Annotated in this window: 21 protein-coding genes; 4 read left to right on the top strand and 17 right to left on the bottom strand. The window is 63.8% G+C overall.

The genetic code is table 11. From position 1 onward, the window contains the following. Nucleotides 1-39 precede the first annotated feature (39 nt). Nucleotides 40-465: a nucleoside-diphosphate kinase gene (ndk, locus tag PI87_RS02310; RefSeq protein ID WP_039596051.1), complete on the bottom strand. Its 426-nt coding sequence runs from the start codon at nt 463-465 to the stop codon at nt 40-42. A 369-nt stretch (nt 466-834) separates the two neighbouring features. Here ndk and PI87_RS02315 point away from each other — a divergent pair, with 369 nt between their 5' ends. Then, on the top strand, nt 835-1,539 hold the full coding sequence (locus PI87_RS02315; RefSeq protein ID WP_039596052.1) for a Bax inhibitor-1/YccA family protein: 705 nt from the start codon (nt 835-837) through the stop codon (nt 1,537-1,539). Between the two features lie 94 nt (nt 1,540-1,633). Here the strand turns inward: PI87_RS02315 and rlmD are convergent, their stop codons facing one another. Further along, nucleotides 1,634-2,986 (bottom strand): 23S rRNA (uracil(1939)-C(5))-methyltransferase RlmD, encoded by a 1,353-nt coding sequence (rlmD, locus tag PI87_RS02320; RefSeq protein ID WP_039596053.1) that lies wholly within the window; start codon nt 2,984-2,986, stop codon nt 1,634-1,636. A 151-nt stretch (nt 2,987-3,137) separates the two neighbouring features. On the opposite strand from rlmD, the gene PI87_RS02325 reads away from it, so the two are divergent. Beyond that, nucleotides 3,138-4,004, top strand: coding sequence for an endonuclease/exonuclease/phosphatase family protein (locus PI87_RS02325; RefSeq protein ID WP_039596054.1), 867 nt, complete (start codon nt 3,138-3,140; stop codon nt 4,002-4,004). 27 nt (nt 4,005-4,031) lie between these two features. On the opposite strand, the gene rpoS is transcribed toward PI87_RS02325, so the two are convergent. Genes rpoS through surE form a run of 4 tightly spaced genes read right to left on the bottom strand, consistent with a single transcriptional unit; the run spans nt 4,032 to nt 7,709 of the window. Then, entirely contained in the window at nt 4,032-5,165 is a 1,134-nt protein-coding gene (gene rpoS, locus PI87_RS02330) for an RNA polymerase sigma factor RpoS (protein WP_039596055.1), read from the bottom strand. A gap of 8 nt (nt 5,166-5,173) precedes the next feature. Then, nucleotides 5,174-5,989 carry a peptidoglycan DD-metalloendopeptidase family protein gene (locus PI87_RS02335; protein WP_052321364.1) on the bottom strand — a complete coding sequence of 272 codons (816 nt, stop codon included), beginning with the start codon at nt 5,987-5,989 and terminating at the stop codon, nt 5,174-5,176. 1 nt (nt 5,990) lies between these two features. After that, nucleotides 5,991-6,938 carry a protein-L-isoaspartate(D-aspartate) O-methyltransferase gene (locus PI87_RS02340; RefSeq protein WP_039596057.1) on the bottom strand — a complete coding sequence of 316 codons (948 nt, stop codon included), beginning with the start codon at nt 6,936-6,938 and terminating at the stop codon, nt 5,991-5,993. Nucleotides 6,939-6,953: 15 nt separating this feature from the next. Continuing rightward, a complete protein-coding gene (gene surE / locus PI87_RS02345) occupies nt 6,954-7,709 on the bottom strand; it encodes a 5'/3'-nucleotidase SurE (RefSeq protein ID WP_039596058.1) in 756 nt (251 codons plus the stop codon). 222 nt (nt 7,710-7,931) lie between these two features. Here surE and PI87_RS02350 point away from each other — a divergent pair, with 222 nt between their 5' ends. Beyond that, entirely contained in the window at nt 7,932-8,906 is a 975-nt protein-coding gene (locus PI87_RS02350) for an NADPH:quinone oxidoreductase family protein (protein WP_039596059.1), read from the top strand. Between the two features lie 77 nt (nt 8,907-8,983). On the opposite strand, the gene PI87_RS02355 is transcribed toward PI87_RS02350, so the two are convergent. The 7 genes from PI87_RS02355 to PI87_RS02385 form a co-directional block, all read right to left on the bottom strand. Then, nucleotides 8,984-10,090 carry an alkene reductase gene (locus PI87_RS02355; RefSeq protein ID WP_039596060.1) on the bottom strand — a complete coding sequence of 369 codons (1,107 nt, stop codon included), beginning with the start codon at nt 10,088-10,090 and terminating at the stop codon, nt 8,984-8,986. Nucleotides 10,091-10,187: 97 nt separating this feature from the next. Next, entirely contained in the window at nt 10,188-10,817 is a 630-nt protein-coding gene (locus PI87_RS02360; protein ID WP_039596061.1) for a TetR/AcrR family transcriptional regulator, read from the bottom strand. A 78-nt stretch (nt 10,818-10,895) separates the two neighbouring features. After that, complete coding sequence (locus PI87_RS02365; RefSeq protein WP_039596062.1) at nt 10,896-11,687, bottom strand: ABC transporter permease; 792 nt, start codon at nt 11,685-11,687, stop codon at nt 10,896-10,898. Nucleotides 11,688-11,710: 23 nt separating this feature from the next. After that, the gene (locus tag PI87_RS02370) at nt 11,711-12,523 is read right to left on the bottom strand and encodes an ABC transporter ATP-binding protein (RefSeq protein ID WP_039596063.1); all 813 of its coding nucleotides are present in this window, start codon (nt 12,521-12,523) and stop codon (nt 11,711-11,713) included. Nucleotides 12,524-12,596: 73 nt separating this feature from the next. Continuing rightward, nucleotides 12,597-13,646, bottom strand: coding sequence for an ABC transporter substrate-binding protein (locus PI87_RS02375; protein ID WP_039596064.1), 1,050 nt, complete (start codon nt 13,644-13,646; stop codon nt 12,597-12,599). A gap of 96 nt (nt 13,647-13,742) precedes the next feature. Continuing rightward, nucleotides 13,743-14,951 carry a CaiB/BaiF CoA transferase family protein gene (locus tag PI87_RS02380; protein ID WP_039596065.1) on the bottom strand — a complete coding sequence of 403 codons (1,209 nt, stop codon included), beginning with the start codon at nt 14,949-14,951 and terminating at the stop codon, nt 13,743-13,745. A 22-nt stretch (nt 14,952-14,973) separates the two neighbouring features. Next, the gene (locus tag PI87_RS02385; protein WP_039596066.1) at nt 14,974-15,888 is read right to left on the bottom strand and encodes a LysR family transcriptional regulator; all 915 of its coding nucleotides are present in this window, start codon (nt 15,886-15,888) and stop codon (nt 14,974-14,976) included. 159 nt (nt 15,889-16,047) lie between these two features. Between PI87_RS02385 and PI87_RS02390 the strand changes: the two genes are divergently transcribed. Then, complete coding sequence (locus PI87_RS02390; RefSeq protein WP_039596067.1) at nt 16,048-17,454, top strand: carbohydrate porin; 1,407 nt, start codon at nt 16,048-16,050, stop codon at nt 17,452-17,454. 16 nt (nt 17,455-17,470) lie between these two features. Here the strand turns inward: PI87_RS02390 and recR are convergent, their stop codons facing one another. The 4 genes from recR to PI87_RS02410 all read right to left on the bottom strand — a co-directional run bounded on the left by recR (nt 17,471) and on the right by PI87_RS02410 (nt 21,066). Then, a complete protein-coding gene (recR, locus tag PI87_RS02395) occupies nt 17,471-18,094 on the bottom strand; it encodes a recombination mediator RecR (RefSeq protein ID WP_039596068.1) in 624 nt (207 codons plus the stop codon). Further along, complete coding sequence (locus tag PI87_RS02400) at nt 18,091-18,390, bottom strand: antibiotic biosynthesis monooxygenase family protein (protein ID WP_039596069.1); 300 nt, start codon at nt 18,388-18,390, stop codon at nt 18,091-18,093. Before PI87_RS02400 ends, recR begins: the two co-directional genes overlap by 4 nt. A 29-nt stretch (nt 18,391-18,419) precedes the next feature. After that, nucleotides 18,420-18,767, bottom strand: a complete 348-nt coding sequence (locus tag PI87_RS02405; protein ID WP_039596070.1) for a YbaB/EbfC family nucleoid-associated protein — start codon at nt 18,765-18,767, stop codon at nt 18,420-18,422. Between the two features lie 79 nt (nt 18,768-18,846). Further along, a complete protein-coding gene (locus tag PI87_RS02410; RefSeq protein WP_039596071.1) occupies nt 18,847-21,066 on the bottom strand; it encodes a DNA polymerase III subunit gamma/tau in 2,220 nt (739 codons plus the stop codon). Nucleotides 21,067-21,103: the final 37 nt, after the last annotated feature.

Consider the following 21,103-nt stretch of genomic DNA (forward strand, 5'->3'; position numbering starts at 1 on the left):
TGCAACCCAAAACTACCAATCCCAGTCTAGTGTTGACGCTTAGCGGCTGTAAATGTTCAGGCCCGGGAAGAAGAAAGCGACTTCCACGGCTGCCGTTTCAGCTGCGTCCGAACCGTGCACGGCGTTGGCGTCGATGCTGTCTGCAAAGTCAGCGCGGATCGTGCCCTTCTCAGCCTTCTTCGGGTCGGTTGCACCCATCAGGTCACGGTTCTTGGCGATTGCGCTTTCGCCTTCCAGCGCCTGCACCATCACCGGGCCCGAGATCATGAAGTCAACCAGATCCTTGAAGAACGGGCGCTCCTTGTGCACAGCGTAGAACTGCTCGGCTTCGCCGCGCGACAGGTGGATCATCTTGGCCGCGACGACCTTCAGGCCTGCGCCTTCGAAACGGGCGTAGATCTGACCGATGACATTCTTGGCCACTGCGTCCGGTTTGATAATCGAGAGGGTGCGTTCGATCGCCATTAAAAACTCCAAAAAATGAAGGTGTTACGTGAAAGATAAACGTTAGATTCTAACACGGGGAGCAGCCGGATTGGATGTCAAGCGGTGCAACCCACCTTGACTTCCGATTGCGACGCAAGGCGACCCATGCATCACTCTGCCTGCCGCCCGCGACACAGCAAGGACAAGGGCCTTAGGATTGCCTTACCGGGAGCACAAGAAGTCACCCCTGATGGGCATTTTTACGCGCAATTCCCGTCTGATCGCTGGAACCGCATGGCATCCTGCCTCCTCAAAGTAAGGACGATGCGACTTGCAAAAGCGCACTTCGGATGTCACATTCGGAGCGTCGTCGTATTGTCTGCAATGTCATTCACCCAAGGAGTTCGCATGGACAACCAACTCAACTCGTACGGCTTTGGCGCTTCCGGCACCGCCGGCGCGTTGGCCGTCCGCAATCGCGTGCTGCGCAATACCTATTGGCTGCTCGCGCTTTCGATGATCCCCACCATTCTCGGTGCGTGGATCGGCGTCACCACCGGCTTCAACCTGATGGGTGGTCGCCCGCTGATGGGCTTCATCATCTTCATGGCGGTGGCCTTTGGCTTCTTCTACGCCATCGAGCGCTTCAAGAACAGCGGCTTGGGTGTGGCTTTGCTGCTCGGCTTCACGTTCTTCATGGGGCTGATGCTGTCGCGCCTGATCGGCTTCACGCTGGGCAGTTACTCGAACGGCGCCGCGCTCATCATGACGGCGTTCGGTGGCACGGCGATCATCTTCGGCGTGATGGCGACGGTGGCCACGGTCAGCAAGCGTGACTTCTCGGGCCTGGGCAAGTGGCTGTTCATGGGCGTGCTGGTGCTGATCGTTGCATCGGTGGCCAATATCTGGCTGCAGATGCCCGCGATGATGCTGACGGTCTCGGTGCTGGCCATCGCGATCTTCTCGGCCTACATCCTGTTTGATGTGCAGCGCATCGTGAACGGTGGCGAGACCAACTATGTGACCGCCACGCTGGCAATCTACCTGGACGTCTACAACATCTTCACGAACCTGCTGGCGATCCTGGGGATCTTCGGCGGCAATCGTAACTGAGCATCCGCACCGCGCTGGCGACAGCGCAGCGAAAAAAAAACCGGCGCCTGGTGCGCCGGTTTTTCTTTGCCCGTGAGAGTCGCGCGATAACGGATCAGTCGCGCTCGAATACCGCGATCGATTCGACGTGCGACGTGTGCGGGAACATGTTCACCACGCCCGCGCCTGCCAGCCGGTAACCGGCCTCATGCACCAGCAAGCCGGCGTCGCGCGCCAGCGTCGCTGGATTACACGATACGTAGACGATGCGCTTGGGCAGTAGATCGGCCGCTTCGCCACCGCGCTGCGACAGTTCCGCCAGCGCCTTGGAAACCGCCAGCGCCCCTTCGCGCGGCGGATCGACCAGCCAGCGGTCAAACTTGCCCAGCGCGGCAATATCGTCTGCCGTCACTTCGAACAGGTTGCGGCAAGCGAACGTCGTCTTCGCATCCAGCCCATTGTGCTGAGCATTGGCGAGCGCGCGCGTAGTCAACGCCTCGCTGCCCTCGATACCCATGACTTCACGGGCGCGCGTGGCCATCGGCAGTGTGAAGTTGCCGATACCGCAGAACAGATCGAGCAAGCGATCGCCGGGTTGCGCGCCCAGCAGCTTCAGCGCCCGCGACATCAGCACACGGTTGATATGGTGATTGACCTGCGTGAAATCCGTCGGCTTGAACGGCATGGTGATGCCGAATTCAGGCAGCGTGTACGTCAGCGCGCGATCCAGCGGGTAGAACGGATACACCGTGTCCGGCCCCTTGGGCTGCAGCCAGAACTGCACGTTGTGCTGATCAGCGAATGCACGCAATTCAGCCTCGTCTTCCGGGGTGAGCGGCTCCAGGTTGCGCAGCACCAGCACCGTCACATCTTGGCCGACAGCAAGTTCGATCTGCGGCATGCGCTGGAAGATCGAAAGACGCCCCACTAGCCCCCGCAGCGGCACCAACAGCGCGGACACGTGCGGCGGCAACACCTCGCATGAGGTCATATCGACCACGTAACTGCTCTTGCGCTCGTGGAAGCCCACCAGCACACCTCCCTTGGCTGCCACGTGGCGCACTGTCAGACGAGCACGGTAGCGGTAGCCCCAATCCGGCCCGGCAATGGGTCGGAATACAACGTCCGGGCGCAGTTTGGCGAGATGCCACAGATCATCTTCCAGCACGCGCTGCTTGATGGCGACCTGCGCGCGCGAATCCAGATGCTGCATCGAGCAGCCACCGCACACGCCAAAGAACTCGCACTGCGGCGTCACGCGCGAGGCGGACTGGCGCAGAATGTTCACCACGCTCGCCTGCTCGTACGAAGGCTTGACACGATGGCTGCGATACATCACCAGCTCGCCCGGCAGCGCGCCCTCCACAAAGACGACCTTACCCGGCGTGCCATCCTCGTTGGCCAAGCGACCGATACCGCGCGCCTCGCCGTCTAGCGAGACGATCTCCAGCGGGCCGGCCACAGGCATCTCCGGCTTCCTTCGCCCACGCGGGGCCTTGGCCGGCGCAGCAGTTGCGGAATCAGGAGACGACGGCATGGCGTTGGGTGCAGCTTGAGACACGGGCGAGCCTGGGTAAATTGGGGACAAGGGCGGCATTGTAAGACACCGGAGAACCTGCATGGGCACCGTCATTCTTACGTGGAACATCCAGTGGGGCCGCGGCGCGGATGGGAGCGTCGACCTTGCACGCCAACTTGCCGAAGCACGCGCCATGGCGGACTTCGATGTGCTCTGCCTGCAGGAAGTCACCTCCGGCTTTGGCAACCTGCCAGGCTATCCGGGCGCCGACCAGTGGGGTGAACTCGCTGACGCGCTCGGCTCGGAGTACAGCGTCATCGGCGGTTTTGCGCTGGAGCGCCACGACGGCGCACACGTGCAGCGCTTCGGCAACGCCATCGCCACACGCTTGCCTGTGCTCCACATCATGCGCCACGCGCTGCCCTGCCCGCCTGATGCCACGCCGGTCATGCCACGCATGGCCATCGAGGCGATCGTGCAGGCCGTATTCGGGCCACTGCGCGTCGTCACGACACATCTGGAGTATTACTCCGAAGTCCAGCGATTGGCGCAGATCGATGCGCTGCGGGCAATTCATGCAGAAGGTTGCGCCCGCGCGATTCATCCACCCGTGCTCGGTCCTGAACCGGACACCGGACCGTTCCGCCCACTCGTGCAAACCACCGCAACAATCATCTGTGGCGACCTCAACTGCAAGCCAGATTCCACGCCCAAGCGCCTGGCCACCGTTCCGTTTTCGCGAGAACCGGCGTTGCATGATGCATGGGAAATTGCACACGGCTCGACACCGCAGCCGCCAACCTTCGGCGTACACGACCGCACTGATTGGATCGAGCCGGCCTACGCATGCGATTACATGCTGATCAGCGAACCATTGAAAGCGCGCGTGCTACGCGTAGAGGTAAACAGCGCCACGCAGGCATCGGATCATCAACCGATGCTGCTGGAACTGTGTAACGACGATTAGAAATCGAAGAGACGGGACAGCTGCGCCTTACAGCACCGCGTCCTTGCGCACGCCCTGCGAGGCAAAATGGCGCTTGAGCTTGACCAGCGCCTCTTGCTGGATCTGGCGCACGCGTTCACGCGTCAGGCCCATCTCGGCGGCCAGCTCCTCGAGCGTAGCGGGTTCGATATGGTTGAGGCCGAAACGGCGCTCGACCACGTAGCGATGCTTGTCAGACAAGCGCGCCAGCCACGACTTCATCAGTTGCGACAGCTCCCGATGCGCGACTTCCTGATCCGGCGAGGCGCCGTGTTCGTCCGACAAGAAATCGAGCAGGCTGGTGCCCGGATCAAGATCGAACGGCGTATCCAGAGAGGTTGTGTGCTCATTGAGCGAGAGCACATCCTGCACTTCATCCGTGGTCTTGCCGAGCAGATGTGCAATGTCTTCGAGGCTCGCATCACGTCCGTCCACCCCGCTCTTTTCCAGATGGCGCTTGGCGCGCAGCACTTGATTGAGTTCGCGGATCACGTGCACGGGCAAACGTACCGTACGCGCCTGGTTCATGATGGCGCGCTCGATGCTCTGCCGGATCCACCACGTAGCGTAGGTCGAGAAACGGAAGCCACGCTCCGGATCGAACTTCTCGATCGCGTGCATCAGGCCGAGGTTACCCTCTTCGATCAGATCGAGTAGCGGCACGCCGCGGTTCAGATAGCCCTTTGCAATGCTGACAACGAGGCGCAAGTTGCGCTCGATCATCACCTGCCGCGCGGCAAACTCGCCCGCCTTGGCCAGCGTCGAGAAATGCAACTCCTCGGCCGGGGTCAGCAGCGGCTTGATGCTGATGCGATTGAGATAGTGCTGGACGGTATCGGCAGCCAGTTCGGCCTGCAGCACCTTGCGGAAATCCTCTTCCGGTGCGGCCTCTTCAGCCTCCTCGGCGTCTTCCTCGTCTTCGTCAGGCTCGTCGGCGCTATCAGAAGCGTCGTTGGCATCTGCAGACTCGGAGACTGGCAGGTCGTCGATCAGCGTGTCGACAACCTCGATCTCTTCCGCCTGAGGTTGCGCCGCGCCGCGCGCACGCCGCCCCGCGCGCCCATTTTGGGTGCTCTTGCCATCTGCAGCGTCGATGTTGTCATCGGCGGGGGTGGCGGGAGTGGCGGCTTTCTGACGCGGCATGCATTCCTCTATTGAGGCGGCAAGTAGCGCATCGGATCGACCGGCTTACCGTTGCGGCGCACTTCAAAGTGAAGCTTCACGCGATCCGCATCGGTACTGCCCATTTCGGCGATCTTTTGCCCTTTCTTAACCGTGGATTGCTCGGTGACCAGAACCTTGTCGTTGTTGCCGTAGGCGGTCAGGAACGTGTCGTTGTGCTTGATGATGACAAGATTCCCGTACCCACGCAAGGGTCCGACGTGGATCACTTTTCCGTCGTCGGCAGCGACCACGGCGTCACCACGTTTGCCACCGATGTCAATGCCCTTGTTGGCCTTGTCATCGAAGCGATTGAGCAGCGCGCCGCGTGCCGGCCAAGCCAGCGCAATTGCGCTATCGCTTGCCCCGGCAGAGGCGCCCGACGAAGCCGCGGTCGACGTGGAATCAACCGGTTGCGCGCTCGTGTTGCCCGGGCGGACCGGCGTGACAACCGCACCGCTGCTGCTGACATCGGCGTTGGGCGGCACCACACGTATCAGCTGATCAACTTCGATCTGATTCGCATTGGGGATGTTGTTCCACGCCACGAGATCACGCGGCGCCTGGCCGTTGCGCAAGGCGATGCTGTACAGCGTATCGCCGCGCTTGACTCGATAGTAGCCAGGGGGCGGCGGCTCTTGCGAGGCGGTGGAGGTGGTACCGGCACGCGAGGTGCGGTCGAGAACGGGCGCCTGGTTGCCGGAGGATGCGCAAGCCGCCAGGAATGCGGCCGACACCATCGCCACGGCAAGCCGGCCGGCGCGTGCGGGGCTTGGAGGGTTCATGGAACTCCGGGAAATGAACATGCTAAACAGTTCCTGATTTTAAAGGGACAAAGAAAACGCCTTCAAGCGCGGTACTGTGAAACTGGAAGCGGCTACGGCGCTCGATCAGCACGAGCTGTTGCGCCGGGCCGCTACTACGATCGGTCGCCACCGGGGCGATCAGCCGACCGCCAATGGTCAACTGGTCGAGCAGCGCCTGCGGCACCTCCATCCCAGCCGCGGCCAGGATGATGGCATCAAACGGCGCCGCCTTCGGCAGCCCCAACATGCCGTCGCCATAGTGCAGACGGATGTTTGGCACGCGGAGTGGCCGCAAGTTCGCTTTGGCTTTCTCGTGCAGCGGACGGATGCGTTCGATCGAATACACCTCGTCGGCCACCTGCGACAGCACGGCGGCCTGGTAGCCGCAACCGGTTCCAATTTCGAGCACGCGCGCAAGCGGCAAGTTTTGTGCACGCGCGGGGCGCTCGCGCAGCAGCAATTCAATCATCCGACCGACCACCGAAGGCTTCGAGATCGTTTGCTGATGACCGATTGGCAGCGCGGAATCTTCATAGGCCTGCGAGGCCAGGCCGGCGTCAACGAACAAATGGCGCGGCACCGTGCCGATCGCGGCAAGCACACGCTTGTCGCTCACGCCTGCCGCTTGTACACGGCCGACCAATGCCTGACGCGCGCGGTCTGACGCCATCCCCCCCGCAGCAGCATGCGCCGCAGCCGTACGCGCCTGTACGGCGCTCGCCGCGACGGCACCGACCGCAGCATCGACACCGGCCACACGCTGCGGCGCAGGTGCGGGTGCCGACGCAGGCTGCACGCGCTCGACCGACGCCACGCGTGCAGGCGTTGGCTTCGACACGGCACTCACACCGGACGAAATGCGCGTCTCGCGCTGGCGCTCCACGGGCTTGCGCTCGACCACCGCATCGAGCGTCAGGGGAAAGCGCTGGCCGCGCGAACGTTCAGACATGGGCTGCCGTGGCGATCATGGGGTCTGCCAACGGCGCACAGTGCGCAGTTGCGCCGTGTCGGTCAGATCGAGCTGCAGCGGCGTCAGCGAGACGAAGCTGTGCGCGACCGCATGGAAATCGGTGCCTTCGCTGGCGTCCTTGGCATCGCCGGCAGCGCCGACCCAGAAGATCGGCTCGCCGCGCGGATTGGCCTGGCGGATCACCGGCTGCGACTGGTGCCGCTTGCCCAGGCGCGTGGCACGCCAGCCAGCCAGTTCGCCATACGGCAGATTCGGAATATTCACATTGAGGAGCATCTGCCCCTCGAGCGGATCGGACAGGTAACGCTCCACCACCTCGCGGACGACGCGCTCGGCGGCGTCCAGGTGCGTCCAGCCCTTGTCGACTTGCGAAAACGCAATCGACGGAATGCCGAACAGATAACCCTCGATGGCGGCGGCGACGGTGCCGGAATACAGCACGTCTTCGCCCATGTTCTGACCCTGATTGATACCGGAGACCACCAGGTCAGGTTTCTCCTCGATCATGCCGGTCAGGGCGATGTGTACGCAGTCCGTCGGCGTGCCATTGACGAAGCGGAAACCCTTCTGGGCACCATCGGTAGCTTCAAACACCGACAGCGGACGCTGCAGCGTGAGTGAGTTGGATGCGCCGCTGTGGTTCTGCTCGGGCGCCACCACCGTCACGCGCCCCAGCGGACTGAGTGCACGGTGAAGCGCGGCGAGGCCCGGTGCGAGGTATCCGTCGTCGTTGGCGATAAGAATATGCATGGCGCGGATTGTAACCGAGCAACGTTAACGAATCGTGCTCACCAGCGCGTTGTACACGCTTACAAAAATCGCTCGACAAACCGCCCATCTCATCGCCCACAAAATCGCCCACGATCGAATCGAACGACCGTGCTTTTATTCGGTTACACTGCCTGACGAAATCGCGCACGAAGCATGCGAGATGGCCAACAATCCAACGCAAGACCGATCAGGAGACACAAGATGAAAGCCGTCGTCTGCAAGACCTGGGGCCCGCCCGAATCGCTGGTGATTGAAACGCTGCCGGACCTGTCGCCTGGCGCCGGTGAAGTCGTCATCGACGTGAAGGCCGCGGGGGTGAATTTTCCCGACGTGCTGATCATCCAGAACAAGTACCAGTTCAAGCCGGAACTGCCGTTCACGCCGGGCTCGGAAGTGGCGGGCGTGGTCAATGCGGTGGGCGAAGGCGTGTCGCACGTGAAGGTGGGCGACCATGTGATCGCCTTCCTCGGCCAGGGCGCGTTTGCCTCGCAGGTGAAGGCATCGGCCAAGGTGGTGATGCCGATGCCGCCGGGCATGGCGTTCGATACGGCTGCGGCATTCACCCTCACCTACGGTACGTCGCATCATGCGGTGGTCGATCGTGGGCAACTCAAGGCCGGTGAGACGATGCTGGTGCTGGGCGCGGCTGGTGGCGTCGGGCTCGCTGCCATCGAAATCGGCAAGGCTCTCGGTGCGCGCGTAGTTGCTGCGGCGTCGAGCGATGAAAAGCTCGCTGTCTGCAAGGACCACGGCGCCGATGCGCTGATCAACTATTCGACCGAAGACCTGCGCGAGCGCATCAAGGAACTGACCGACGGCAAGGGCCCGGACGTCATCTATGACCCGGTGGGTGGCATTTATGCCGAGCCCGCGTTCCGCTCGATCGCCTGGCGCGGTCGCTATCTGGTGGTGGGCTTTGCCAACGGTGAAATCCCGAAGATGCCGCTGAACCTGGCGTTGCTCAAAGGCGCATCGCTGGTGGGCGTGTTCTGGGGCGAATTCGCCCGCCGCGAGCCGAAGGCGAATCTGGCCAACATGATGCAGATGCTTGGCTGGATGCAGGAGGGCAAGATCCGCCCGCATATTTCGGCGCGCTATCCGCTGGAGCAGACTACGCAAGCGCTGCTGGACATGGCGGCGCGCAAGGTGACGGGCAAGGTGGTGATCCAGCCGTAAGCGGCATCCGCCATCCAGAAAAAAAAGCCGCGTCGGGCGACACCCCGACGCGGCTTTTTTGTTGGTACGACGCCCGATCAGGCGGCTTCTTCCAGCGTCGGATAGTCGGTGTAGCCCTTTTCCTGGCCGCCGTAGTAGGTGTTGCGATCCGGCTTGTTGAGCGAGGCCCCGGCGCGGAAGCGAGCCACCAGATCCGGATTGGCAATGAACGGACGGCCGAACGCCACTGCATCTGCGAGACCGGAGGCAACCATCTGCTCCCCCTCTTCTGCGCTGTATTGGCCGCAAACGATGAGCGCGCCCTTGAAGGCGTCGCGCAGTTGGCGGCGGAACTCGGTAGACAGCTCCGGGCCGCCCGCCCAGTCCGGCTCGGCGATGTGCAGATAGGCGATACCGCGCTTGGTCAGCTCACGTGCGAGGTAGAGCGCGCTGGTCTCCGCTTCCGCATCGGCAATGTCGTGCGCGACAAAGTGCGGCGACAAGCGAATGCCAACGCGATCGGCGCCGATTTCGGCAATGGCCGTGTCGACCACTTCCAGAATCAGGCGTGCGCGGTTTTCCAGCGAGCCGCCATATTGGTCCGTGCGCTGGTTGCTGTTGGTGGACAGGAACTGGTGCAGCAGGTAACCGTTGGCGGCGTGGATTTCAACGAAATCAAAGCCAGCGCGGCGTGCACGCAGCACGGCTTGGCGATACTGCGCAATGACGCCTGGGATTTCTTCCGTGGCCAGCGCACGCGGCTCGCTGGTCGGCACGTTGGCAGGCGTGCCGTCCGGCTGCACAACGAAGCTCTGCGCGCCCTTGGCGACGATGGCCGACGGCGCGACCGGCGCCTGACCGTTCTCTTGCAGCAGCGTGTTCGAGATGCGGCCTACGTGCCAGAGCTGTTGCGAGATGCGGCCGCCCTTGGCGTGCACGGCGTCCACCACGGCCTTCCAACCGGCTTCCTGCGCATCGGTATACATACCTGGTGTCCAGGCGTAGCCCTGACCCTGGCGGGAGATTTGCGTGGCTTCCGTCACGATCAGGCCGGCCGTGGCGCGTTGCGCGTAGTAGGTCACGTTCAGCTCAGTCGGCACGTCGCCGGGCTGGCCCGCACGCGAGCGTGTGAGCGGCGCCATCACGACGCGGTTGGTGAGGGTCGCGCGACCGACTTGAACAGGCGACAACAGTTGTTGGGTCATATCCGCTCCAGAAAGAGAAACTATTCGACCGGTCATCTAGAACCGGGTTAAAAGAAAAGCGAGGAACGTGCCCCGCTGATAGTGCATTCGGTTGTGTTCAATGTTTCGGCTTGACCAGCAGCGCTTCGGTTTGGTCCATGCAGCTCCGAAACGGTGCGATGGACCGATGTGCCTTGGCCAGCAGCGCCCCGCCCATCCACATCGCGTACAGCCCTTCCGCCACGTTGCGCGCGTCTTCCACCGGTGCGAGCGAGCCATCGGCCACGCCCGCTTCCACCGCCACGGCAATACGCTCCACCATCCGCGTCATCCCCGTCGACAGCACCTTGCGCATCGGCTCGGACAGATCAGACACCTCACCTGAGAGCTTGACCGCCAGACACGTGACCTCACATGCGCTGCGCTCGTGCAGGTCGATCCAAGCGGCAAAGTAGCGCAGCAGCCGTTCACGTGCGGTCATGCGCGTGTCGTTGAACAGACTGACGACGCCAGCGTCGTAATCCTGGAAATACCGCTCCAGCATCGCGACGCCAAAGTCTTCCTTGGAACCGAAGTAGTAATAGAACGAGCCCTTGGGCACTTGCGCGCGGCCAAGGATTTCCGCCAGCCCGACGGCCGAGAAGCCGCGCCCGAGGATCAGCTCGGCACCGGCGTCCAGAATACGGTCGCGGGTGTCGTGCCGGGCTTCGGCGCCTTCAGCGGTGACGGGTTCGGGGTGCTTGCTCATGGTGAATCGGATTGTAGTAGACCGACCGTCTAGTTGCATGACCCTTCTCATAGCAGGGTTGATGTGATGCCTAGGGGTTCATAGCTTTTCGGTCTCGCCGGTTTTGGGCTGCCAACGCATCAAGCGTTTCTCCACCAGACCGACCAGCCAGTCGAGCACTAGCGCAAACACCGTCAGCACGACGATGCCGGCAAACACGGTGTTGATGTCGAAGGTGCCTTCGGCCTGCAGGATCAGGTAGCCGACGCCGCGCGCTGAACCCAGGTACTCACCCACCACCGCGCCCACGAACGCCAGGCCCACCGACGTGTGCAGCGATGAGAACACCCAGCTCGTCGCACTCGGCAGATAGACGAAGCGCAGCAGTTGCCGCTGCGATGCACCTAGCATGCGCGCATTGGACAGCACCACCGGGCTCACTTCCTTCACGCCCTGGTAGACGTTGAAGAACACGATGAAGAACACCAGCGTCACCGCCAGCGCGACCTTCGACCAGATCCCCAGCCCGAACCACACGCCGAAGATGGGCGCCAGAATCACGCGCGGCATCGAGTTGGCAGCCTTGATGTACGGATCGAGCACTGCAGACACGGCGGGACTCAGTGCCAGCCATAGCCCGGCGCCCAAGCCTGTGGCCGTACCGATGACGAAGGCCAGCACGGTTTCGGCCAGCGTGACGCCGAGATGTTGATAGATATCGCCTTCGGTCACGAACCATGCCCAAATGCGCTGGGCGACGATGAGTGGCTCACCAAAGAAGAATGCGACGTCTTGCGAGCGCGTGGCGAAGTGCCAGACGGCCAGCGTGACGACCAGGAGCCCAAGCTGCCAGGCGCGTAGCGTGAACGGAGAGAGCGGACGATTAGCCATGAGAGAGATCGTTCAAATTCAGTTCAGGCCACACGGCGATGCTGCGCATAGCCCTTCAGCACTTCTTCACGCAGCACATCCCAGATGCGGGCGTGCAGGTTGACGAAGCCGGCTTGGTCACGGATCTCGGCCACATCGCGCGGGCGCGGCAAATCGATCGTGAATTCGCCGATCGGGTGCGTGCCCGGCCCGGCCGACAGGACAACCACGCGGTCGCTCATGGCAATGGCCTCGTCCAAGTCGTGCGTGATGAACAGCACGGCCTTGCGCTTGGCGGCCCAGAGGTCGAGCACCTCGTTCTCCATCAACTGGCGCGTCTGAATATCAAGCGCGGAGAACGGCTCGTCCATGAGGATGATGTCGGGGTCGAGCACCAGCGTTTGCGCCAGACTCACGCGCTTGCGCATGCCGCCCGACAGTTGATGCGGGTAGCGGTCTTCAAACCCGGCCAGACCCACGCGCGCCAGCCAGGACATGGCCAGTTCACGCGCCTCCTTGTCGGGCGTGCCACGAAACTCCAGCCCGGCCAGCACGTTGTCCAGCGCGCTGCGCCACGGCATCAGCGCCTCGGCCTGGAACATGTAGCCGGCGCGCCGGTTGATACCGACAAGCGGCTCGCCAAACACGCGCACCTGCCCTGAGGACGGCTGCAACAGCCCCGCCGCCAGGTTCAGCAAGGTGGACTTGCCGCAGCCGGTCGGGCCCACCACCGAGACGAACTCACCCGCCTGGATGTCCAGCGTGGTGTTCTGCACGGCGGTGTAGCGCTGACCCGGTTTGTCGGGCGAGATGAAGGTGCAGGTGATCTGATCGAACGAAAGTGCGGGGTGGGACATGGTGTCTGCCTGATGGCTACCAAGAAAGCAATGCGCCCGGCTAAACCGGGCGCAGGATGGAAGTCTGCTGGACTCAGTGGTACTTAGCGTTGGCCTTCTGCACGAAGGTGTTGGTGAAGGTCTGGTCGAGCTTGATCTGCTTGCCCTTCACTTCCGCATCGAATTCCGACAGCGTACGCAGCGCCGTGGCCGGGCCGTCGGCAGGCATTGCGCCATCCGGCGAGATGGCCTCACGCACCTTGTCCCACGCGGCCAGATACAGCGCGCGGTCGCCCAGCAGGTAGGCTTCCGGCACGGTCTTGACGATGTCCGACGGGCCCGCCTTCTGCAGCCACTTGAGCGCGCGCACCATGGCGTTGGTCAGCGCCTGCGTGGTGTTCGGATTCTTCTGGATGAACGCCGTCGAGGCATACAGGCAACCGGCCGGCATGTTGCCGCCGAAAACCGCCTTGGTATCGGCCAGCGTGCGGGTATCGGAGATGACGCGCACTTCGTTCTTCTGCGTCAGCATCGACATCACCGGGTCCAGGTTGGCCAGCGCATCGATCTGCCCGGCGCGCACGGCGGCAATGGCGCCGTTGCTCGGGCCCACACCGATGATCGACACCTCATTCGGTTTGATGCCGGCACGGGCCAGCACGTAGTTGACCATGATGTTGGTCGACGAGCCCGGCGCCGTCACGCCGATCTTCTTGCCTTTCAGGTCGGCAATCGACTTGTAGTTGGGCATCGTCTTGTTGTTGACGGCCAGCACGATCTGCGGGGCACGGCCCTGCAACACGAACTCCTGATACATCTGGCCCTTGGCCTGCAGCACCAGCGTATGTTCGTAAGCGCCGCTCACCACGTCGGCGCTGCCGCCCACCACTGCCTGCAGTGCCTTGGCTCCGCCGGCAAAGTCGACGATCTCGACATCCAGGCCTTCGTCCTTGAAGTAGCCCAGGCGCTCGGCAATCGTCAGCGGCAGGTAGTAGAACAAGGCTTTGCCGCCCACGGCGACGGTGACCTTGCTCTTCTCAGGCTTGCCCTGCGCCAGCACGGCGGGGCTGGCGGCCAGCAGGCTCGTTGCGCACATTGCTGCGCCCATCCATTTTGCCCAGCGGCTGATGCCTCGTGTCCCCATGCTTGTCTCCTGGATTACCTTTTATGGCATTCACTGCCTTGGCGGCGATATTACCGCAACGATTCGCCACACAACATGCGGGATCGTCCTAGCTCTTTAGCCTGCGGCCTCGGCAATCACGCCTTGCGCGGCCAGCGCGTCGATCTGTGCATCGGTCAGGCCATGGCTGCGCAGCACGTCGCGCGTGTGCTGGCCCAGGCGTGGCGCGCTGGCCTGCACGGCACCCGGCGTGCCGGAAAGCTTGGGCACCACGCCTGGCATCTCCACATCGATGCCCGACTGCGCCCGCACAGTCTCAATGACGCCACGCGCGCGGTAGTGCGGGTCCGCGGCAATGTCGGCGACGGTGTAGATCGGGCCGCTGGGTACTTCGGCTTCTTGAAGCGCAGTCAGGACTTCGGCAATGGGCAATGTGCCAGTCCAAGCATTGATGGCGGCGTCGATCTCTTCCGCACGAGCGGCACGGCCGTCGTTGCGCGCAAGGCCTGGATCGTCAGCCAGATCCTGCCGGCCCATGCGCTGCATCAGGCGGCGGAAGATGTTGTCGCCATTGGCGGCAATCAGCACATACTCGCCGCCCGCGCAGCGGTACGCATTGGACGGCGCAATGCCCGGCAACGCCCCACCCGCCGGCTGGCGAATCGCACCAAACACCGAGTACTCTGGCAGCAGACTCTCCGTCAGGTTGAAGACGGACTCATACAGCGCCACGTCGATCACCTGCCCCTTGCCGCCGCGCGCATCGCGCTCATACAGCGCGAGCAGCACGCCCAGCGCGCCGTGCAGACCTGCAATCGTGTCGCCCAGCGACAGGCCAGCGCGTGCGGGAGGACGCCCCGGCTCACCGGTCAGGTAGCGCAGGCCCGCCATGGCCTCCGCAATGGCCGCGAAGCCCGGCTCATCGCGCTTGGGGCCGGTCTGGCCGTAGCCCGACACGCGCAGCATGATCAGCTTCGGGTTGATGGCGGACAGCGCTTCGTATGACAGGCCCCATTTCTCCATCGTGCCGGGGCGGAAATTTTCGATCAGCACATCGGCTTCACTGGCGAGCTTGCGCACGACATCCTGGCCTTCATGCACACGCAGGTCGACGCAGACGGACTGCTTGTTGCGCGACTGCGCCTCCCACCAGACCGAGGTGCCCTCATGCAGCATTCGCCATTTGCGCAGCGGATCACCCTGCCCCGGCGGTTCGATCTTGATAACCTGCGCGCCGAAATCGGCGAGCGTCTTGGCGGCAAACGGCCCGGCAATCAATTGCCCGAGCTCGAGCACGCGGATGTTCTGCAAAACCTGTGTCGACATGGTCGTATCAAGAACGTTGAATTCAGAGTGCAGCAGGATTGCCGAGTAGATGCGTCATCAACAGACGCGCAGAGCTGGTGAGCGCATCCGGATCGCGCACGCCGACCAGCAGGCGGCGATGCGCCCAATCGTCTTGCAGCGGTACCAGCGCGAGGCCCGCGCCGTGCAGGCTCGACACGTGCCCCTGTGCTGCAATGCGCGGCAACACACCGACGCCCAGCCCTGAGGCCACCATGCGGCAAACCGCTTCAAAACTGCGCACCTGAATCCGCAAGCGCAGCGGCTTACCCAGGCGCTGACTCTCTTCCAGCAATTGCGCGGCCAGCGAGGTGCCCGGCGGCAGACTGACGAAATCAAACTCCACCGCATCGGCAAAGCTCACCTGCTTGCGACCGGCCAGCGGATGGCTGCGCGGCGTGACGAGGGCGAGATCGTCCTCGCGGTAATCGAACGATTGCAGCCCATCGCACGGCGTGCCGGCGGCGAAAATCCCGAGGTCTGCGCGGTTCTCGCGCAACGCGGCAACGATATCGCCACTGTCCTGTTCTTCCAGCGCAATGCGGATGGCCGGGTTGGCCAGCATGAAGGCGGCCAGGTCGTCAGCCAGAAACTGCGTGATCGATGATGTGTTGGCCCACACGCGCACCTGCCCGCGCGTGCCTGCCGCAAAGTCCGACAGCGCACCGGCCATGCGCTCGACGTCCTGCAGAATGCCCACGGCGTGGCGGAAGCAGGCTTGACCCGCCTCGGTCAATTCCACGCCGGCGGCATGGCGATACAGCAGTGGCGCGCCCACGGCGGCCTCCAGGTCGGAAATCCGCTTGCTTGCCGCGGCCACCGCCAAGTGTGATTGCCGCGCCCCAGCGGAAATGCTGCCCAGCCGGGCCACCGCCACAAACAGGCCGAGGGTGACGAGATCAAAGCGGGCAAGGTTCATCGTGGAGCCATCTGGCAAAGTTGGGGAAACGCGACAGGCTTGCGAAAACAGCCCGGTTTTCACCGGCTGGTCACGACGCGGCGTTTACTATCGCCGGGTTTTTGCCTATTCCGAGCGCACAAGCTTGGAATTCTAGCGGCTGCCCCCTCTGTTGCGCCCATGCCATCGTCGTCTCTTCACCTCGAATCTCGGTCTTTTCTCCGCCGCGCCAGGCGTGCCGGCACCGCTCGGCAGGCTCTGATGGCCGCCATGCTGGTTCTAGGCCTGCAAGGGATTGCCCTGGCAGCAGACGCCGATGCTTCCGAAGCCCCCAACACGGACATCCCTGAACCGGAACGGTGGAACATTCACGGGCAGTTCACCAATGTGACGCAGTGGCACCCGTCGTTCCGCTCGCCCTACAGCGGTACCAACAGCCTGACGGCCGACAGTAACAACAAGGAAACGACCGACATCACGCTCTACCTCGGCCTGCGCCTGTGGAAGGGGGCCGAGTTGTATGCCAACCCGGAAATCGACCAGGGTTTCGGCCTGAGCAATACCGTAGGCTTGGCCGGCTTCTCCAGCGCAGAAGCGTACAAGGTCGGCAAGAATGCTCCATATCACAAGCTGCCCCGTCTCTTCCTGCGGCAGGTGATCGACCTGGGCGGCGAACAGCAAGCCGTTGAGTCGGGGCCCAACCAGCTTGCCGGCAGCCATTCGGCCAACAACCTGACCATCACCGTCGGCAAGTTCTCGGTGGTCGACATCTTCGACACGAACACCTATGCGCACGACCCGCGCGGCGATTTCCTGAACTGGGCCGTGGTCGACGCCGGCGCATTCGACTACGCTGCCGACGCCTGGGGCTACACACACGGCCTCGCGGTGGAATGGACGCAGTCCTGGTGGACGCTACGCGGCGGCCTCTTCGCGCTGTCGAAGGAGCCCAACAGCGTCACGATCGACACGACGTGGAAGCAGTACCAATGGGTGGGCGAATTCGAGGCGCGCCAAAGCTGGTTCGGCCGCCCCGGCAAGGTCAAGCTGCTCGCCTTTGCAACGCGCGGCCGCATGGGCGGCTACGGCGATGCAGTGAACCTGGCACAGCAGACCGGTACTACGCCCGACACTGGCCTCGTCCGGCGGCTCGCCTGGCGCCCCGGCATTGCGGTGAACCTGGAGCAGGAAGTCACCGACGACTTGGGCGTCTTCGCTCGTGCCAGCATGAACGACGGCAGCAAGGAAACGTTCGAATTCACCGACATCAACCAATCGGTATCGGCCGGGCTCTCGCTCAAGGGCACGCGCTGGGGCCGACCGAACGACACGTTCGGCGCAGCGGTGGTGGTGAATGGCTTGTCAGGCGCGGCGCGCCAGTACTTTGCGGCCGGCGGCATGGGCGTGCTGATTGGCGACGGCGCGCTGAACTACGGCACCGAACGCATCGCCGAGCTGTACTACAACGTCGCCGTCATCAAGCACCTGACGCTTGGCCTGAACTACCAGTACGTCGTCCACCCCGCGTACAACCGGGATCGCGGCCCGGTGTCCATCGGTGGCGTACGCATCCACGCCGAGTTCTAAGCAGCGCTTCGAAGTATCAGAGCTGACGCCGGTCCAGCACGGCACGGGCGATGGTGCCCGCATCGACATACTCCAGCTCACCGCCCACCGGCACGCCGCGCGCCAGACGCGTCGCCTTGATGCCGCGCGCCTTGAGCATCTCGCCGATGTAGTGCGCTGTGGCCTCGCCTTCGCTGGTGAAGTTGGTCGCGAGGATGACCTCAGTGCACGGCCCGCCCAGCGCAGGGTCGGTCGCGCGGGCCAGCAGGCGTTCGAGGTGGATTTCCTTGGGGCCGATGTTGTCCAGCGGCGAGAGCCGCCCCATCAGCACGAAATACTGTCCGCGATACGTGAGCGTCTGCTCGATCATCATCTGATCGGCGGGCGTTTCCACCACGCACAGCACAGAGGCATCACGACGCGTATCCAGGCAGGTTTCGCAGACTTCCTGCTCGGTAAAGGTATTGCAGCGGCTGCAGTGGTGGATCGATTCGGTGGCCTCGCTCAGCGCCTGCGCCAGGCGTTCGGCCCCATCGCGATCATGCTGCAGCAGGTAATACGCCATGCGCTGCGCTGACTTGGGACCGACGCCCGGCAGCACGCGCAGGGCCTCGACCAGCATCTGCAGCGCCGATGGCGTACCTGAGCCGCCGCGCGTCATGCGTGCTCCACAATCAGTGTGTGGTGCAGCACTTCCGGCATCGGATCGTAGAAGTGATGCAGCAGCGCACGCCAGCGTTGGTATTCAGCCGACTGCCGGAAGCCGATGGTGTGGTCTTCCAGCGTCTGCCACTGCACCAGCAGCAGGTAGTCGCTGGACTTCTCCACGCAGCGCGACAGCGTCAGCGAAACAAAGCCCCGCATCGCGCCGATGATGTGGCGGGCCTCGCCGAAAGCCGCCTCGAAGGCGGCTTCCTGGCCAGGCTTGACGTGCAGCAGCGCAGATTCCAGCACCATGGCGCGATCCTGATGGCTCTAGCCTGAGCTTAGAACGGCAGCTTGAAGCCCGGCGGCAGCATGCTCGCCATGCCGCCCAGACCGGAGGTGAGCGAGCCCATCTTCTCCTGAGTGGTGGCCTCGGCCTTGCGCACGGCATCATTGAACGCAGCGGCCACGAGGTCTTCCAGCAGCTCCTTGTCTTCGCCTTCAGCCAGCAGGCTCGGATCGATCGACACGCGCTTCACGTCGTTCTTGCAGGTCATGACCACCTTCACGAGGCCGGCGCCGGACACGCCTTCCACCTCGATGAGGGCAAGCGCTTCCTGCGCCTTCTTCATGTTTTCCTGCATCTGCTGGGCTTGCTTCATCAGCCCGGCGATCTGGCCTTTCATCATGGTCGTTGCTCCTTGCAATGGGTCATACGAGGCGCGCCGCTTGATTAGGCGCGCCGGTGTTCAGTTTGGGAATGCGATTTTAGTGCGCGTGCGGTTGGATGGAACCCGGGACGACCTGCGCGGCAAAGTCCCGTACCAACGCCTGTACAAACGGGTTGGCAGCGATGGCGTCTTCAGCGTCACGCTGGCGCTGGGCGCGCAATTCGGCATCGGCAGCCGCGGCTGTCGCACGTGCTGTGCCAATGTCGCACGCCACCCGCACAGGCGTGCCGAAGTGTTCCGTCAATGCAGCTTCCAGCCGCTCCACGACACCGACTTCAGTCAGTGCCGGCAGCGGCACGCGCAGGCGCACGGTAACGCCCTCCACCGCCACCAGTTCGCTCTGGTGTGCAAGCTGCTGGGCCAGGCCGCGCATCGGCAGGCGAGCCGCCAGCTTGGGCCAGTCGCCATCGAACGTGGTGAGGCTGCTGGCACTCAGGTCGGGCGGCGTAGCGGCAGCCATTGGCTCCGGTGCGACAGGCTTGGCTTGCACCGGTTCCGGCACAGCAGCGGGCGTCTCGACCTGCGGGGAGCGCGCTGCAGATGCAGCCGACGCAGAAGCGCCAGGGCGTGCACTCGAGGCCGAATCCCAGCCGGCGAACGCGGCATCGATCTCTTCCAACGACGGCGAAGCAAATTCACCGGGCATTTCATCCCACGGCGGCGGGCCATCGTCGGCTGACGCTGCCGATGCAGCCGGCGGCTCACGACGTGGCGGTGGCGATGCAGGTGCAGCCACCGGGTTCGGACGCGGCCCAACCGCAGCAGCAGGACGTGCAACGGGTGCAGGAACGGCCGCCGGTGTAGCGGCAGGTGCCGAAGCGCCACCACGACCACGGTTCGACGCTTGACGAGCTGCGGCCAGTGCCTCCATGGCCGGTGAACGGCGAGCCGGAGCACTGACGGGCGCCGCAACCGGCGCTGCGGGCGTTTCAGCCGCGGCCACCACCGTGACCGGCGCGGGAGCAGGCGGCGTAACTTGATACGCTGCACGCGGCGCCTCAACCACCGGCTCCGGACGCGCCACACGCGCGGACTGCACAACCGGCGCCGCCACAGGCGCACTCGCCGCCATGGTCGGACGTGGCGATGCAGCCGGAGCCGACGGCACAGCCCGCTTGCCACCACCACCCGAAGGCGGCGTCGCATCCCCACCCGACTGACCGGGTTGGAACGCCAGCATGCGCAGCAGCGTCATCGTGAAGCCGGCGTACTCGTCCGGCGCCAGGGCCAGCTCGCTGCGGCCGAGATTGGCAAACTGATAGAACAGTTGCACCGACTGCGCATCGAAGCGCGCAGCCAGGCGGCGCACATCGTCGGCTTCGGGCCAATCGTCCTGCACGGCGGCCGGCACGACCTGCGCCAGCGCAATCTTCTGCAGCAGCGACGCCAGATCCTGCAACGCCCCCGAGAAGCTCAGGCTGCGCCCGGCCATTTCGTCTGCAATCTCGACGAGCGCCGCACCGTTCTCGTCGGCCAGCGCATCGAGCAGGCGCACGAGGTAACTTTGGTCAATCGCACCGAGCATGCCGCGCACGGCAGCTTCGCTCACCTCGCCGGCGCTGTAGGCGATGGCTTGGTCCGTGAGTGACAGCGCATCGCGCATCGAGCCCTGTGCGGCAGCGGCCAGCAGGCGCAGCGCGTTGGCTTCGTGGGCGATGTGCTCTTCGCCGAGGATGCGCTCCAGGTGCGACACGATGTGCCCCGGCGGCATCTGCTTAAGGTTGAACTGCAGACAGCGCGAGAGCACCGTCACCGGAATCTTCTGCGGGTCGGTGGTCGCGAGGATGAACTTGACGTGCTCGGGCGGCTCCTCCAGCGTCTTCAGCATCGCGTTGAAGGCGTGGTTGGTCAGCATGTGCACTTCGTCGATCATGTAGACCTTGAAGCGGCCGACCGTGGGCGCATAGACCGCGCGATCGAGCAACTGGGCCATCTCATCGACACCACGGTTGGACGCGGCGTCCATCTCGATGTAATCGACGAAGCGCCCGGCATCGATCTCGGTGCAGGCGCGGCACACGCCGCACGGCTGCGCGGTAATGCCGCCCTGCCCGTCTGCGCCGACACAGTTGAGCGATTTGGCGAGGATGCGCGACAGCGTGGTCTTGCCGACACCGCGCGTCCCGGTAAACAGGTAGGCGTGATGCAGGCGCTGCTGTTCGAGCGCATGCGTAAGCGCGCGCACCACGTGTTCCTGACCAACCAGCGTGGTGAAATCGCGAGGGCGCCACTTGCGGGCGAGCACTTGATAACTCATGCGGCGGATTGTAGCAAAGCGAGGTGGATTTCCGACG

Source organism: Ralstonia sp. A12 (genome assembly GCF_000801955.1).
In the GTDB taxonomy this organism is placed as follows: Bacteria; Pseudomonadota; Gammaproteobacteria; order Burkholderiales; family Burkholderiaceae; genus Ralstonia.

Bases quoted from the DNA above. Each gene is read 5' to 3' on its own strand.
- rlmD (WP_039596053.1), bottom strand. From the start codon at position 2,986: ATGCCTGTGGCCGGCCCGCTGGAGATCGTCTCGCTAGACGGCGAGGCG.
- PI87_RS02325 (WP_039596054.1), top strand. From the start codon at position 3,138: ATGGGCACCGTCATTCTTACGTGGAACATCCAGTGGGGCCGCGGCGCG.
- PI87_RS02410 (WP_039596071.1), bottom strand. From the start codon at position 21,066: ATGAGTTATCAAGTGCTCGCCCGCAAGTGGCGCCCTCGCGATTTCACC.
- ndk (WP_039596051.1), bottom strand. From the start codon at position 465: ATGGCGATCGAACGCACCCTCTCGATTATCAAACCGGACGCAGTGGCC.
- PI87_RS02315 (WP_039596052.1), top strand. From the start codon at position 835: ATGGACAACCAACTCAACTCGTACGGCTTTGGCGCTTCCGGCACCGCC.
- PI87_RS02340 (WP_039596057.1), bottom strand. From the start codon at position 6,938: ATGTCTGAACGTTCGCGCGGCCAGCGCTTTCCCCTGACGCTCGATGCG.
- recR (WP_039596068.1), bottom strand. From the start codon at position 18,094: ATGACGCGCGGCGGCTCAGGTACGCCATCGGCGCTGCAGATGCTGGTC.
- rpoS (WP_039596055.1), bottom strand. From the start codon at position 5,165: ATGCCGCGTCAGAAAGCCGCCACTCCCGCCACCCCCGCCGATGACAAC.
- PI87_RS02335 (WP_052321364.1), bottom strand. From the start codon at position 5,989: ATGTTCATTTCCCGGAGTTCCATGAACCCTCCAAGCCCCGCACGCGCC.
- surE (WP_039596058.1), bottom strand. From the start codon at position 7,709: ATGCATATTCTTATCGCCAACGACGACGGATACCTCGCACCGGGCCTC.
- PI87_RS02385 (WP_039596066.1), bottom strand. From the start codon at position 15,888: ATGAACCTTGCCCGCTTTGATCTCGTCACCCTCGGCCTGTTTGTGGCG.
- PI87_RS02375 (WP_039596064.1), bottom strand. From the start codon at position 13,646: ATGGGGACACGAGGCATCAGCCGCTGGGCAAAATGGATGGGCGCAGCA.
- PI87_RS02390 (WP_039596067.1), top strand. From the start codon at position 16,048: ATGCCATCGTCGTCTCTTCACCTCGAATCTCGGTCTTTTCTCCGCCGC.
- PI87_RS02360 (WP_039596061.1), bottom strand. From the start codon at position 10,817: ATGAGCAAGCACCCCGAACCCGTCACCGCTGAAGGCGCCGAAGCCCGG.
- PI87_RS02355 (WP_039596060.1), bottom strand. From the start codon at position 10,090: ATGACCCAACAACTGTTGTCGCCTGTTCAAGTCGGTCGCGCGACCCTC.
- PI87_RS02405 (WP_039596070.1), bottom strand. From the start codon at position 18,767: ATGATGAAAGGCCAGATCGCCGGGCTGATGAAGCAAGCCCAGCAGATG.
- PI87_RS02380 (WP_039596065.1), bottom strand. From the start codon at position 14,951: ATGTCGACACAGGTTTTGCAGAACATCCGCGTGCTCGAGCTCGGGCAA.
- PI87_RS02370 (WP_039596063.1), bottom strand. From the start codon at position 12,523: ATGTCCCACCCCGCACTTTCGTTCGATCAGATCACCTGCACCTTCATC.
- PI87_RS02365 (WP_039596062.1), bottom strand. From the start codon at position 11,687: ATGGCTAATCGTCCGCTCTCTCCGTTCACGCTACGCGCCTGGCAGCTT.
- PI87_RS02350 (WP_039596059.1), top strand. From the start codon at position 7,932: ATGAAAGCCGTCGTCTGCAAGACCTGGGGCCCGCCCGAATCGCTGGTG.
- PI87_RS02400 (WP_039596069.1), bottom strand. From the start codon at position 18,390: ATGGTGCTGGAATCTGCGCTGCTGCACGTCAAGCCTGGCCAGGAAGCC.